Origin of the sequence: Nonomuraea sp. KM88, assembly GCF_052245635.1 — a bacterium.
In the GTDB taxonomy this organism is placed as follows: Bacteria; Actinomycetota; Actinomycetes; order Streptosporangiales; family Streptosporangiaceae; genus Nonomuraea.
On record NZ_JBQQCC010000016.1, the window covers coordinates 161,687 to 176,084 of the forward strand.

General features: G+C 73.1%; 8 protein-coding genes. 1 reads left to right on the top strand and 7 read right to left on the bottom strand.

All coding sequences use genetic code 11. From position 1 onward, the window contains the following. Positions 1 to 4 precede the first annotated feature (4 nt). The 7 genes from ACTWPV_RS37465 to ACTWPV_RS37495 form a co-directional block, all read right to left on the bottom strand. Positions 5 to 1,855, bottom strand: coding sequence for a hypothetical protein (locus ACTWPV_RS37465; RefSeq protein ID WP_443155414.1), 1,851 nt, complete (start codon positions 1,853 to 1,855; stop codon positions 5 to 7). Further along, a complete protein-coding gene (locus tag ACTWPV_RS37470; protein ID WP_443155415.1) occupies positions 1,852 to 6,012 on the bottom strand; it encodes an alpha-(1->3)-arabinofuranosyltransferase in 4,161 nt (1,386 codons plus the stop codon). Before ACTWPV_RS37470 ends, ACTWPV_RS37465 begins: the two co-directional genes overlap by 4 nt. Next, positions 6,009 to 7,220: a glycosyltransferase family 4 protein gene (locus ACTWPV_RS37475; RefSeq protein ID WP_347643350.1), complete on the bottom strand. Its 1,212-nt coding sequence runs from the start codon at positions 7,218 to 7,220 to the stop codon at positions 6,009 to 6,011. The genes ACTWPV_RS37470 and ACTWPV_RS37475 overlap by 4 nt, the downstream gene beginning before the upstream one ends. 103 nt (positions 7,221 to 7,323) lie before the next feature. Further along, positions 7,324 to 7,455, bottom strand: coding sequence for a hypothetical protein (locus ACTWPV_RS37480; protein WP_281284010.1), 132 nt, complete (start codon positions 7,453 to 7,455; stop codon positions 7,324 to 7,326). Positions 7,456 to 7,579: 124 nt separating this feature from the next. Then, on the bottom strand, positions 7,580 to 9,109 hold the full coding sequence (locus ACTWPV_RS37485; protein WP_443155416.1) for a hypothetical protein: 1,530 nt from the start codon (positions 9,107 to 9,109) through the stop codon (positions 7,580 to 7,582). Positions 9,110 to 9,182: 73 nt separating this feature from the next. Continuing rightward, a complete protein-coding gene (locus tag ACTWPV_RS37490; RefSeq protein WP_443155417.1) occupies positions 9,183 to 11,432 on the bottom strand; it encodes an acyl-CoA dehydrogenase in 2,250 nt (749 codons plus the stop codon). 62 nt (positions 11,433 to 11,494) lie between these two features. Next, entirely contained in the window at positions 11,495 to 12,298 is an 804-nt protein-coding gene (locus ACTWPV_RS37495) for a hypothetical protein (protein WP_443155418.1), read from the bottom strand. 662 nt (positions 12,299 to 12,960) lie between these two features. Here ACTWPV_RS37495 and ACTWPV_RS37500 point away from each other — a divergent pair. Further along, positions 12,961 to 14,391 carry an AMP-binding protein gene (locus tag ACTWPV_RS37500; protein WP_443155419.1) on the top strand — a complete coding sequence of 477 codons (1,431 nt, stop codon included), beginning with the start codon at positions 12,961 to 12,963 and terminating at the stop codon, positions 14,389 to 14,391. Positions 14,392 to 14,398 lie beyond the last annotated feature (7 nt).

Below are 14,398 nucleotides of genomic sequence, written 5' to 3' on the forward strand. Positions count from 1 at the left end.
ACGATCATGGTCGCGGCACCGCCTGTCCCGGTGTCACGTCGCCGATGCACACGCCCGGCGGCAGGTCGTCGATGACGATGCGGTCGGCGCCCGGCTCTGCGAGCACGAACACCCGGCCGAGGCCGGCCCGCAGCGCCACGTCCGTGGCGCGGTCGGCCATCCACAGGGTGACCCTCGTGTCCGCGCGGGCGGCGTACCCGAGCCTGACCAGGGTGCCCTCCGGGTGGCTGGCGCGGTTGTCCAGCGGCACCTGGACGGTTCCGCCGGTGACCGGCCAGCACCGGTCCCGGGTGCGCGGAGCGAGCGGGACGCCCCGCACGTCCACGGGCCGCAGGCGGCCCTGGTCGTCGAAGACCATGCCGTCGAGCGCCGCGGGCGGCGCCTGCATCGTGGCCCTGAGCCGCGGCGGGGCCAGCGCGCCCAGCACCTTCGACGTCAGGCTGTAGGCGCCGTAGCTGCTCGGCAGCACGTCGGGCGGCACGAGCCGGTCGTAGATCACCGTGCCGGGCGCGGCTCCGGCCAGCTCGGCGCGTGCCGTCTCGATGTAGCGGTGGCGCCGCTCCGCGCCCAGGTGCCCCGCGAAGGCCGAGACCGACACCAGCGACGCGCCCACGAACAGCCCGAGCGCCGCCCCGCAGACCCCGCTCACCCGTTCCCTGGCGGGCAGCGCCCGCCGGTAAGGCTCCGCCTCGCCGGGGAGCGGCAGCAGCACGAGCCCGGCGACGAGGGCGACCAGCGGGACGGCGTCGGCGACGTAGCGCGTGTCCGTGCCGGCGAACGAGCCGAGCAGGTGGACCCGGCCCCAGAGCACCGGAAGGGCGTCGGCGACGAGCACGTAGCCGAGCAGCAGCGCCCACGCCAGGCCGGCGCGCCTGCGATAGTACGTGGTGACCGCCACCATGGCCGCGAGGGTCACGAGGGAGGCGATCACGACGGGGAGCGGCGGCGAGGCGACCCCCCAGTCGTTGCCGGCGAACCACCGCCACGGGCCGCCCAGCACGGTCGTGGCGAAGGTCCTGCCCAGCAGCTCCCACAGGAAGCCCGCCGCCTGATCGAAGATCGGCAGTGCCCCGGTGCCGGGCGCCGACGACGACCGGTGGACGTAGAGCGCGCCGAAGCCCGCCAGCACGACGAGCTGCATCGACCAGGCCGCCAGGTGCCCGCGCAGCGCGCGGCGGAGACCGCCGTGATAGATCGCCGTGAGGGCGAACAACACCAGCGGCAGCGCGAAACCCTTGACGAAGCCCAGCAGCCCGAACAACACCCACAGCGCGGCGGCAACGGCGTGCCGCAGCCGGCCGGTCCGCAGGTGGTGCCAGTGCGAGGCGACCGCCATGGGCAGGGCGATCTGCAGGAAGACGGTGTTGAGCCCCGCCGCCCACCACACGAGCACGGGCACGGTGACGGGTGCGACGAGGAAGACGAGGAGCGGCGCGAGGATCGCGGGCCGCGCCCCGAACACGACGCGGAGCATGCGCAGCACGGCCAGGGCGGCGCAGGCGTGCAGCGCCAGGACCATGCCCGCCGCGTACCCCCAGCCGAAGGGCTCCAGCCTGGCCGACAGCCAGGCGAGCAGGAAACCGCCCGGCATGAACTGCCCGAAGTGCACCCGGGTCAGGTAGTCGAAGAAGAGATCGTTTTCCACAGCCCTGGCCACGAACTCGAAGTCGTCCTCCTTGAAGTAGGCGTGCTGGGCGATGGCCGCCTTCCACGCCATGGCCGCGCCGACGAGCACCAGCGCGGCCAGCAGCACCCCGTGCCGCCCGGCCCACCGGGACGCCGCCGCGGCGGTGCGCGCGATCGGGGCCGGGACGGTGATGACCATCCCGGTGCGCGGCTCGGCCGTCCGGCTCACGGAACGCTCATCATGGCCGGGCCGCCCGCGGCGGCGGGTACGGCACGTTCGGACGTCCGCGCGGCCCGCCTGGCGGGGATCTCGGCGAGCAACTGCGCGAGGAGGGGCAGGCAGAGGAGCTGCGGCCAGTACCCGCCGGCGCCGGCGGCCACCAGGACCGCGGCGGCCATGAAGAGGGCGACGCCGCCCGGCGGCCCGGTCAGCAGGCGCCGCCACCGCGGCACGCGCGCGTGTTCGGCCGCGCGCAACGACCGCGACCACGTCCCCAGCGCGTAGGCGGCGCCCGCGACGCCCGCGCCCACCGGTCCGCCGGTCCAGAAGCCCAATGCGACGGCGAACGGCGCGAGGTGCGCGGCGCGCAGGCGTGCTGGACGGACCAGAGCCCGGTGGCGCGCGGGCGGTGCCGTCCTGACCAGGGCCAGCAGCACGACCAGCAGCGCCAGAGCGCCGCCCGCGGCCAGCCCCGCGCGGTAGCGGGAGTCGGGCTCGTACGTGAGCGTGACCGCGCCCGCGACATGCGACGGGAGGAACCACGCCTGCCGCCAGCCGTCGAGCCGGACCGGCTTGAGCTCGACGGCGCCCAGCCTGGCCCGCCAGCCGGGGTTGAAGTTCTCGTTGACGACCAGGTAGGAGTCCTTCGTGACGCCGACCTGGACCACCCGCTCCCCGTCCGCCCACGACGTCACGGCCACCTCGCTCGTCTCCACGGGCGCGACCTCCTGGCCGCCGTCCTCGTGGCGGACGATCGCCGACTCGACGCGGTAGGCGTCGCCCGGCCGCAGGGACAACCGCGCCTGGCCGGCCTCCAGCCGCAGCGGCTCGCAGCTCTCGAACGCGACGGGCCTGCCGGTGACCACGTCGTTCAGCGAGCCGTCGACGATCTTGGTGTGCACGGTCTCGCCACCGGCGGTGAACGTCGGCCCGAACCCGCAGGGCACGCGGAGCGGGAAGCCGGTCAGGGCGCCGAGCGGGCGAACCTCGGGGAAGGAGACGTCGGTGATCTCGACGGGACGGCCGCCCGACGCCCCGAACTCCAGCTCGACCTTCTTCGCCTCCATGGCGGGGAAGCGGATGATGCCGCCCTGGCCCACCCAGCTCTGCCTGACGCCGCCCTCGGCGCGGATCGTCACGCGAACAGGAGGCGCCCCGAGGTAGGAGTCGGGCGTGACGACGCGGATGTGCGACAACCGCGTCTTACGGGCCAGCTCGACGCTCAGCGTGGGCTTCGGGTCGAGCGGGTCGGCAAACCACGCGGTCTTCGGGTCTCCGTCGAACGCCCACCGGCCGGCCGCCGCGCCGTGCTCGACCGCCGTCGAGGACGCCCGCACCTTCACCGCGTCACCGGGCAGCGTGGTCAGCCGCTCGATGGCCGTGCGCTCGGTGAGCACCGTACGGCCGGAGAGCTCGTACGAGCCGTCTTTCCTGACGGTGAAGGAGCGGTCGAATCCGTGCCCGTCGTCGCCCAGGACCTCGTGGCCCTCGGCGCAACTCCAGGCGAGCGAGCCCCTGACGCAGCCGGGAACGTCACCCGTCCTGCTGAACGCGACCGCCGCGGGCTCCCCGCCAACCGTGCCCGTGCCCGTGCCCGGGTCCGGGTCCGGGTCCGGCACGGTGATCGAGCGGGTGGGGTGCACCCCAGGAATGGTCAGCTCCGTGATCCCGACCCGGCCGCCGAGCCCGCGCTCCGGCTCGCCGGCGGTGGCCACCACCTTCAGGCGCAACCGGTCGGCCGGGCCCGCCGGCATTACCAGCTCCTGGGCGTCCGAGGTGGCCCGGACCTTCTGGCGCAGGGCGCCGGTGCCGGTCTCCACCACCACCTCGGCGGGCGCGGGGCTGATGGCCGAGTGCTCGAAGGAGACCTGGAACGTGGCGACCTCCAGCGGCTCGGTGAAGGCGACCTCGATCCACTCGCCGGCAGCGCCGTTCCAGCCGGTGGAGCGCCAGCTGGTGCGCCGGTCGCCGTCGAGCGCGGCGAACGGCTGGTGGCCGGGCTCCCTGCTGCGCGGCGCCGCCGTGACGTCCGCCTCGGAGCTGGACGCCGTGACGCCCGCGATCCCGGTGAACGTGGCCGTGGCGAGATACCGCTCCCATCCCGGGTCCAGGATGTCGTTCGACGGCGAGGCGCCGCGGAACGGCTCGGCCGCGGTGAGCGTGGCGCTGGCGTTGCCGCGCAGGTCGGGGTAGGCGAGCTCGCGCCGGCGCAGCGTGTCGGTCAGCACGGTGTCGCGCCCTGGCACCTCGACATGCCCGTCGTCGTCGTTGAGCAGCACGGGCCTGTCGTCGTCCAGGAGTCCCTGCTCGGCCAGGTCGAGCACGGCCTCGGGGGCTCCTCCGACGCGCAAGGGGCGGGTGGCGTCGACGGTGCCGACGAGCGGCGCGGCCCTTGGCACCCTGTAGATCTCGACCGCGGGGTACGGCTGGTCCAGCCAGGCGGCGGCCTTGCCGTACTGGCCGATGCCCACGCCCGGGCCCATCCGGGCGGCGAGCTCGATGCCGGGCGAGTCCTCCAGCGCCTGGTGCACGCGGGCCGGCCAGGCCGTGCCGATGGTGGCGCGGTCCAGGTCGTTACGGACCACCAGGTACGTCACCCCCATGCGGCGCAGCGTGGCCGTGAGCCCCGCGGACCCCACACCGGCGGACAGGCGCTCGTCGACGGCCGCCATCAGCCGGGAGATGCCGGCCGACCCCCACGGCACGATGGTGTGCGTGGCCCAGCGGACCTGCGAGAGCGCCTGCATCGGCTCGTCGAGCGGGCGCCCCCAGAGGTACTCTCCGCGTTTGGCCCCCGGCACGGCCAGCACCATCCCGTCGCCGGCGTTGCGGCCGACCCAGGAGATGGCCTGCTTCCAGTAGTCGGGGATCGTGGTGAAGCCGCCGGCCGGCGCGAGGCCGGCGTACAGGATGGGCAGGCCCGACAGCCCCACGAGCCCAGCCGTGACGGCGGTGAGGGGCACGCGCAGGCGCGGGCGCGCCGTGGCGAGGAGGCCGGCGACCCCGAGCGCGACGGGCAGCCTGATCAGCGCGTCGAACTTGTGCAGGTTGCGGAAGGCGGCGAGCGGGCCGTCCAGCAGCTGCACCATGAGCTCGTGGTGGGGGGTGCCGGGATGGCCGGTGGTGATGACGGCCACCCCGCACAGCAGGCTGATGAGGAGGAAGGCCCGCTCCGGCATCCTGCGGGAGGCGAGACCCGCCATGCCCGCCGCCGCCACGGCGGCGGTGACCACGATCAGCCACGGGACCGTGGACTGCTGGTGGGCGTCCGGCAGCCAGGTCTGCCCGTCCACGTTGAGGAAGCTGAGCCAGCTCGACGTCCCGCGCAACGTGTTGACGAGCGAGGTGACGCCTGTGGTCGCGCTGGCGGTCTCGATGTAGGGCAGGAAGGAGAAGATGTAGCCGCCGAGCGTCAGCAGCGGGGCGAGCCACCACATCGAGGCGAACACGATGAGCGGCAACCACCAGGCGACGAGCCGCCGTTTGTCCGGCCCGCCGCGCCGCGTCAGCAGGTAGAGCAGTGGCACGGCGAGCACGGCGTACTCGGCGACGGCGTTGACGCCTCCGCAGAAGAGGAAGGCGAGCGCCGACAACCCGGCCGCCCGGCGCGCCGGCAGCTCGCCACTGGCGCCCTTGACCAGGGGGAGAACGATCCACGGCAGGACCGCGCTGGGCAGGAACTCCGAGGAGTTGATGCCGATGAGCGCCTGCGCGTGCGGCGCGAGCGCGTACACGAAGCCGGCGATCACACGGGTGTACGGGCCGCCGATGCGCAGGGCGCGGGCGAGCTGCACCACTCCGAGAAAGGCGGTGCAGAGGACCAGGGACATCCACAACCGCTGGACCACCCAGGAGTCCATGCCCAGCTTGAGGCAGAGCGCGTAGAACGGTCCCATGGGAAAGAGGTAGCCGTAGGCCTGGTTCTGCAGGTGGCCGAAGTACGCGCCGTCCCACAGGTGCAGGGCCCGGCCGAGGAATCCCAGCGGATTGACCGCCATGTCGAGCTTGGTCTCGGGGATGATCTTCTCGGTCGCGGTGTTGAACGCGATGGCGCCGAGCAGGAGGCAGGAGGCGAGGAGCCGCAGCCTGTGCCTGACCCGGATCTCGTAGCTCTCGGCGGCGGCCTCCGCGAGCTCTTCGTGGAGGCCAGGCGAGGCTTGGGTCACTGATGGGCTCCGCCGCGATCTTGGAGTTTCGCCAGGATAAGTCCGGTTATGCTAGCCCCAGTTCGGGCCCACGTAAATTCGCGCGCCCACTCCCGGCAGGCGCCGGCCACCTCGGCCCTGCGACACGGGTCCGACAGTTCCTTCAGCGCCCGTTCGACCACGTCGGCCAGGCACTCGTCCTCGCTCACGAGCCATCCGGTGACGCCGTGTCGCACGGAGTCGCGCAGGCCCGCCACGTCATAGGCAACCGTCGGGACCCCGAGGGCGGCGGCCTCGATCACCGTCAGCCCCCAGCCTTCGAACTCCGAGGCCGTCACGTTGAGGCGCGCGGCGCCGAGCAGCGCGTTCTTGCGCGCCGCCGGCAGGTATCCGTGCAGCACGGCCCGCCCGTGGAGCCCGTGGTCCGCGATCCGCCGGGCCAGCGGGCCCTGTTCCGGGCCGCGCCCGATGACGTGCACGGTCAGCCCCGGCCACGACGCGTCGAGGTGGGCGGCCAGGTCGACGACCCGCTCGATGCGCTTGTGCCCGACGAGCCGCCCCGCGTAAACGATCGTGGGCTCGCCCTGTCCCGGCTCCGGCGCGCCCGTCTCGGGCTCGGCGCAGCCGTTGGGCACGACGGTGATCGGGGCGAGCCAGCGCAGCTTCCCTGCCAGCTCCCGCTTGGACGACTCCGAGACGGTGACGGTCAGGCAGCGGCGGTAGAGCAGCCGGGCGACCGGCCCTTCGACGAAGCAGCCGATCCTGGCCAGCCAGCGCGGGAGGAAGGCGTGGAACTGCCGGTCGTGGACGTGGTGGACGAGGCAGAGCACGGGTGTGCGGCGGCGTACGACGAGGGGGGAGAAGAAGGGGATGCCGTTCATCGTGTCGATGACGGCGTCGACCCGGCGCCGGTGGAACAACAACCAGAGCGGCACCAGCACGTAGACCAGGTAGGGGTTGCCCATCCTGCGCAGCCGGACGCCGTCCAGGACCTCGGCGCGCCGCTGTCCCCGCTGCCGGCCGGTCACGAAGGTCACCACGGCGCCCTGGGCCAGCAGGAACCGGCTGACCTGCCAGGCGTACTCCTCGGCGCCGCCGGCGGTCGACTGCCGGGGCTCGCGGAAGTTGAGCATGGCCACGCGGATTCCCGCGAGCGGCCGCTCTCCCCCTTCGCCGCCGGCCCGTGGCGCGGGCGGGGCCGCCGCCTCCGGGTCACCGGTAAAGACCACCGTCACTCCTCACAGCGGGCGTGCGGGCATGGCGAAGCCAACCCTTGTGCTGTTGAGCTGGTACGACGCCATCAAGCAGGGACGACCCGTCGAGGGGCCAGGATCACCTGGTGCCGTAGTTGTAGAGCGGCTGGTTCGGCGGGGTCAGGGCGGGTGACGCCACGTTGACCACGGCGACGGAGGCTCCGACCGCCAGCAGAGCTCCGATGGCCAGGGCCACGAGAAGTCGCAACAACAGAGCACTCCTTCCTGTCAGTGGCGCAGTGTGCCGAGACTAGAACCTGTTCCGCCTTGAAGCCATAACATTGGTCAAACCGTGATAAAGCAAGTTACCCTTCGGTATATCACAAAACGGCCGGTCAACGCCGCAACAAGTGCAGCTCTTCGCCGCGGAAAACGGTCTTCCAGCCGGCCGGCTCAAGGGAGAACTCGTTCTGGCTCCCCGCCACCAGGACGTACCTGGCGGGCAGGCCCGCGTAGTCACCGGCGGCCAGCAGCCCGGCGACGCGCCGGTTGAGCGGGTCCTCCCCGCGCACCCGCAACCGGCCACCGCCCGGCAGGCCGACGACGAGGGTGTCGTCCGCGATCACCCGGCGCTCGAAGAGCTTGGTCGCCGGATCGAGCACGACCCGGCCGCCGTTCCAGGCGAAGGCCCGGTGCGCGCCCCAGGGCAACGACACCAGCGCGCCGGGGGCCGGGTCGTCGTTGACGATCCGCTGCACGGCCCGCCACTCGGGCGGGTACGCGGCCACCGCCAGCCGCCCGAAGGCTCCGTACGCCAGCGTGGGCAGCACCAGCACCGGCGCCATGACCCCCACGAGCGCCGGCGCGCCCGACCGCAGGGCCGCGGCCAGGCCGACCGCCGCCACCAGGACGAGCGGCGCCAGGTAGACCTGGCCGTCGCGCAGCGGCCCGAACCCCGACCACAGCGCGATGAGCCCTTCGAGCGCCTCCCGCCCCGCCGGGAACGCCCCCAGCGCGGCGACGCAGAACCCGGCCCCGGCCGCCACGGCGAGCCCGCCCCACCACGCGGGCCGCTCGGGGCGGGAGCGGAGCCGGGCGTACCCGAGGACGCCGGCCGCGACCAGGAGCAGGCGCGTGGTGGCGGACCACCACGACTCCTGGCCGGGCAGCCCCGCGTCGGCGCTCCAGATGCCGCCCAGCGAGAAGAGGCTGGCCAGCACGCCGAAGGGACCGTCGGCGCGGGCCGCGAACGCGTCCACCCCGGCGGGGTCCGTCACCGCGCCCGAGCCGAGCGCGGGCAGCGCCCACGGCAGGCTGTACACGGCCAGGATCCCGGCCACCACGGGCACCCTGCGGCGCGCGACGGCGATCGGCAGCAGCGTCAGCGCCGAGACCAGCATCGCCTGGAACCCGCCGATCGCGGCGGGGAGCAGCGCCGCCGCCAGGCGGGTCCAGCGCAGGCCCGTGGCCCGCACCGCCCACGGCAGCCCGGCCACGCCGAGCAGCAGCGCCCACTGGCCGAGCATGAGCCGCTGCGCCAGATAGATGTTCCAGGCGAAGCAGGCCGCGGCGACCAGCCGGGCCAGCCGGCGCTCCGGCGGCACCAGCGCCGCCGCGCCGGTCGCGGCCAGCACGAAGATCCCGGCCAGCAGCCCTTTCTGCACGATCTCCACGGGCAACACCCGGGACAGGAGCGCCACGACCAGGTCGCTGGGCACGGCGCGGGGGAAGCCGCCGCGGTCCGGCAGCAGCGGCGCGTCGGGCACGAAGAGCAGGTCGTACCGGAGCACCAGGCCCCAGCCCAGCGCGGGCCCCAGGGCCAGCGCCGCCAGGGCCGCGCCGAGCAGCGCGGGCGCCATCCGGGCGGGCGTCAGGCGCGCGCGGGCGGGCGCCGGGGGCACGGGCGACGACCGCTCGACGTCCACCGCGGCACCGCCTCTCCCCCGTCCTCGAACATTCCAGGCACAGGGGAGAGTAGCCGCCACAGACTCACATGCGTTACTTACCGGGCTCCGGGTCTCTCGGCAGGCCCAGCATGCGCTCGCCGATGATGTTGAGCTGCACCTCGGTGGTGCCGCCGTAGATGGTCATCGCGCGGGTGGCGAGCACCGCCCTGTTCCAGTAGCCGGCGTCGCCGAGCTTCATGTCGGCGGCCGTCACCGCCGCCGGGCCGAGCAGTTCCACGGCGGTCTCGGAGACGTGCTGGGCATGGGAGGTCGACAGCAGCTTGCGTACGGAGGCGTCCGCGCCCGGCTCGGAGCCGGCCAGTTGCTTGAGCGTGACCCGCAGCGACAGCGCGTTGATGGAGTGGCCCTCGCAGACCACCCCGGCCACCCGCTGCGCCTCCACGGGCGACAGCTCGCGGCCCAGCCGCCCGGCCAGGCCGAGCAGGTCGGGCACGGAGGAGCCGGTGCCGCCCGAGCCGGACGACAACGAGACCCGCTCGTTGGACAGCGTGTTGCGGGCGACCTTCCAGCCCTCGCCGACCTCGCCCACGACCAGGTCGTCGGGGACGAACACGTCGTCGAGGAAGACCTCGTTGAACAGGTTCTCGCCGGTCATCTCCGTCAGCGGCCTGACCGTGACGCCCGGGGCCTTCATGTCGACCAGGAAGTACGTGATGCCGTCGTGCTTGGAGCCCTCGCTGGAGTTGCGGGCGATGCAGATGCCCCACTCGGCCACGTGGGCGACCGAGGTCCAGATCTTCTGGCCGTTGAGCCTCCAGCCGCCCTCGACCCGCTCCGCCTTCATCTGCAGCGAGGCCAGGTCGGATCCGGCGCCGGGCTCGGAGAACAGCTGGCACCAGATCATCTCGCCGCTGAGCGTCTTGGGCAGGAACCGTTCCTGCTGCTCCTGGGTGCCGTACGTGGCGATGGACGGCACCACCCAGGCACCGATGATCATCTGGGGCAGCCGGACCTTCGCGGCCCTGAGCTCCTGCGCGATCAGCACCTGCTCCAGCGGCCTGGCGTCGCGTCCCCACGGCCTGGGCAGATGGGGCATGACGAAGCCGCGCGAGGCGAGCGCCCGCTTCTGCTCCTTGCCCTCCAGCCCGGCGATCTCCGCGATCTCGGCGCGGATCGACTCGCGCAGCTCGCCCGCGCCCTCCGGCAGGTCGATCTCCATCGAGCGGGAGACGCCCTGCAGGGCGAGCGTGGCGACCGTGGCGGCCCACTCGGACGACGGGCCGAGCAGGGCCCGCAGGGTGAGCGCGCGGCGGTAGTAGAGGTGCGCGTCGTGCTCGAAGGTGTAGCCGATGCCGCCGAACGTCTGGATGGCGTCCTTCGCGCACTGGACGGCCGCGTCGGGCGCCATCACCCCGGCGACGGCCGCGGCGAGCTCCAGCTCCTTCGCCGCGCCCGCGGTCGCGCTCTCCGGAGCCTCCACCGGCTCCTCGGGACCGGCTTCCCGCTCCGCCGCCCTGGTGGCGTCCCAGACGGTGGCGCGGGCCTGCTCCAGCGCGACCAGCATGCCGGAGAGCTTGTGCTTGATGCCCTGGAACTGGCCGATCGGGCGGCCGAACTGCACGCGTACCTTGGCGTATTCGGCGGCGGCCGTGACGCACCACGAGGCCAGTCCCGCCGCCTCCGCGCCGAGCACGATGGCCGCCAGGTTGCGGACGTCGGCGACCTCGACACCGTCGAGCACCCGCTCCGCGGGCACGGCCGCGCCCGCGAGCTCGACCCTGGCCACCGGCCTGGTCAGGTCGAGGGAGGGGAGCGCGGTGACCGTGGCGGCGGAGGCGTCGACCACGACCCACTCCTCGCCCTCCGGCGTGGTCACCGGCAGCACCAGCACGTCCGCCAGGGAGCCGCCGAGCACGGGCTCGGCCGTGCCGGAGACGACCAGGGAGCCGTCGTCGTCACGGATGCCGGTAAGTGAGCCGGTAAGTGAGCCGGCCAGAGCGACAGCGCCGGTGAGCGTGCCGTCGGCGAGGCCCTCCAGCAGGTCGTGCCGCTTGGAGGTGTGGATCACCGCACTCGCCAGCACGGTCGGCACGTACGGGCCCGGCGCCATCCGCTCGGCCAGCGCCTCCACGGCCACGGCGGTCTCCAGCAGCCCGTAGCCGGACCCGCCCGACTCCTCGGGCAGGTGCAGGCCGAGCAGCCCCTGCTCGGCGAGGCCCGGCCAGAACGGCGGGCGGCCGTCCACCTCGGCGCGCAGCAGCTCCGCCGGGATGTTGCGCTCCGCCCAGCCGCTCACCGACTCGCGGAGCGCCCCGTGCTCCTCGCTCAAACCGATCGCCATGCTCATCCTCCAGCCAGGTCCGGCGCCATGCCCAGAACCATATTCTAGAGGATGCTTCTGGCCTAGAGCGGGCGAACCCGCTTCACGATGGTGCTCAGGTCACGCCAGCGCTCCTTGTTCGTCTCGGGGATGGAGGCCATGAGCAGCGTCGGCTTCGTCCTGCCCACCTCGACCACCGTCACCATGGCCTGGGCGACCTGCTCCTTGCCGTCGAAGGTGTAGGTGACCTTGTAGCCGAGCGTCCACCCCTTGCCGACCGGGATCTTCTGCGAGGCCGTCCACGCGAGCGTGGCGCCCTTCGGATATTGCGTACGGATGGTCCAGCGGGCCGCCTCCGTGGCGATCGCGCGGTAGTCGGCGTTGGACGACGGCTTCTTGTCCGGCCCGTCAGCGGGGTATTTCGCCGAGGCGACCAGCGTGTGCGGGATGGCCACCTCGCCGATCCGCTGCGCGACCGAGAACGGCGGGAAGTCCCTGGCCTTCCACGGCGAGCCCAGGCGCGGATACTTGATCCCGGTGTTCTTGTCGGTGATGGTGCCGGTGACCTTGGCCGCCTTGCCGGACAGCGCCGGGAACTTCTTGCTCTCCGGCACCGGCGGCAACACGATCGGGCTCTCGCTGACGGTCGGGCTGGGCGTCGCCGACGGGGTGGCCGAGCTCGGCACGGGAGCGACGGCGACCACCTCCTCCTGCTGCCCCTGGTTGGCGGGCACGTCGCCGGAGAAGACCACGAAGACGAGCAGCACGGCGAGGACGGTCGCGAGGCTGGCGCCGGCCAGGTAGACGACCTTGATCGGGATGTCGCCGAGACCGCGGGACGCCGGCTTGGCCGTGCGCTCCGGCACCGGATGCGCCTGCGGCTGCATGAACGGCTGCGCGGGTGGCGGCTGGTTCGCGGGCGGACGCGGCGGCTGGTGCAGGGGGCGCGGCGGCTGCCGGCCACCCGGGCCCCCTGGGCCGCCTGGGCCACCTGGGCCACCTGGGCCACCCTGAGGCGGGTTCCCAGCGCTCGGCGGCCGGCCCCCGCCACCCGGCGGCTGGTTACCGGCGCCCGGCGGCTGACTCGCGGCGCCCGGGGACTGGTTCCCGGCACCCGGCGGCTGGTTGCCCGCGTTCGGCGGCTGGTTACCGGCGTTCGGCGGCTGGTTCCCCTCCCGGCCCGGCGGCTTGTTTCCGGCGCCTGGTGCCTGATTTCCAGGCCGGCCGGACGGCTGGCCCTGAGGCGGGTTGCCGGGCGGCGGGCCGCCGGGGCGGCTCTGGGGCTGCTTCGCGGGCTGGCCGGCGGGTTTCACCGGGGTGGACGATCCCTGCGCCGACGGCCGGGTGATCTGGACCGTCTCCTCGGCGAGACGGCCGATCTGGACCGTCTCCTCGGCGGGCAGGACGATCTTGCGGAACGGGGTGGTGGGTGGATCATGTTCAGGTCTCTGGTCGCCGTCGTCCGCCATGGCCTTGAGATTACGTCACCTCGGCGAGGCATAAATCCTCTATTCCCTTTGCAGAATCTTATTCTGTAAGGTCGGCGAACATGAGGGGTTTCTACGAGATCGCGGCCAACGACCCTGAACGCCCCGCCCTGCTCGGCGACCAGGAGGTCACCTACGGAGCGCTGCTCGACCGGGTGAACCGAGCGTCCAACGGACTGACCGCGCGCGGAACCGGCCCTGGCGACTGCGTGGTCACCGTGCTGAAGAACGGGCTCGACGCCCTCACCATGATGCTGGCGACCTACCAGATCGGCGCGTACCTGGTGCCGGTCAACTGGCACTTCACGGCCGAGGAGATCGACTACATCGTGACCGACTGCGGCGCCACCGTGGTGATCGGCCCGGACGCGCTCACGGTCGGCGAGCTCGTGGCCGGCTCGCCCGCCGTCGCCCCCGAGCGCCGCAGGGCCGGATCGATGATGCTCTACACCTCGGGCACCACGGGCCGGCCCAAGGGGGTGCGGCGGCGGCTGCTGGACCTGACGCCCGAGGAGCTGTACCCGATCCTCATGCGCAAGAGCTGGCGGCACTTCGGGCTGCCGGCGGGCGGCGTGCACCTGGTGTGCTCGCAGCTCTACCACTCGGCTCCGTACGGGCAGGCGATGATGGCGCTGCAGTTCGGGCACGCGGTCGTGGCGCCGGAACGGTTCGAGGCGGCCGGCGCGCTACGGTTGATCGAGCGGCACCGGGTGACGAACGCCTTCATGGTGCCCACGATGTTCCACCGCCTGCTGGGGGTGCCCGATCGGGAGTCGTACGACCTGTCGTCGCTCACCCACCTCTACCACGGCGCCGCGCCGTGCCCGCCGGCCGTCAAAAAGGCGATGATCGACTGGCTGGGGCCGGTGTTGTGGGAGTACTACGGCTCCACCGAGGCGGCCGTGGTGACCATGGTGTCCTCGCAGGAGTGGCTGGCCAGGCCGGGCACGGTCGGCAGGGCGCTGGACGGCATGGCGTTCACGATCGTCGGCGAGGACGGCGGGGAGGTGCCGCCGGGCTCGCCGGGCCAGGTGTACGTCGACGGGATCAACCGGTTCGAGTACCACCGCGACCCCGGCAAGACGGCGGCGGCCATGCGCGGGCGGGCGTACACGCCGGGGGACATCGGCTATCTCGACGGCGACGGCTACCTGTTCCTGCTCGACCGCCGGACCGACCTGATCATCTCCGGCGGGGTCAACATCTATCCGGCCGAGATCGAGGCGGCGCTGCTGGAGCACCCGTCCGTGGCGGACGTCGTGGTGATCGGCGTGCCCGACTCCGAGTGGGGGCAGAAGGTCGTGGCGCTCGTGCAGCCCGCGGCGGGCGTCTCGGGTGGCGCGGAGCTCACCGCCGATCTGCTGCGCCACTGCGAGCCCCGGCTGGCCCGGATGAAGCACCCGCGGATGATCGAATACCGCGAGTCGTTGCCACGCACGCCGACAGGCAAGCTGAGCAGGCGCGACGTCCGCGAAGCGTATCTTTCGAGGTGAGCTGGGC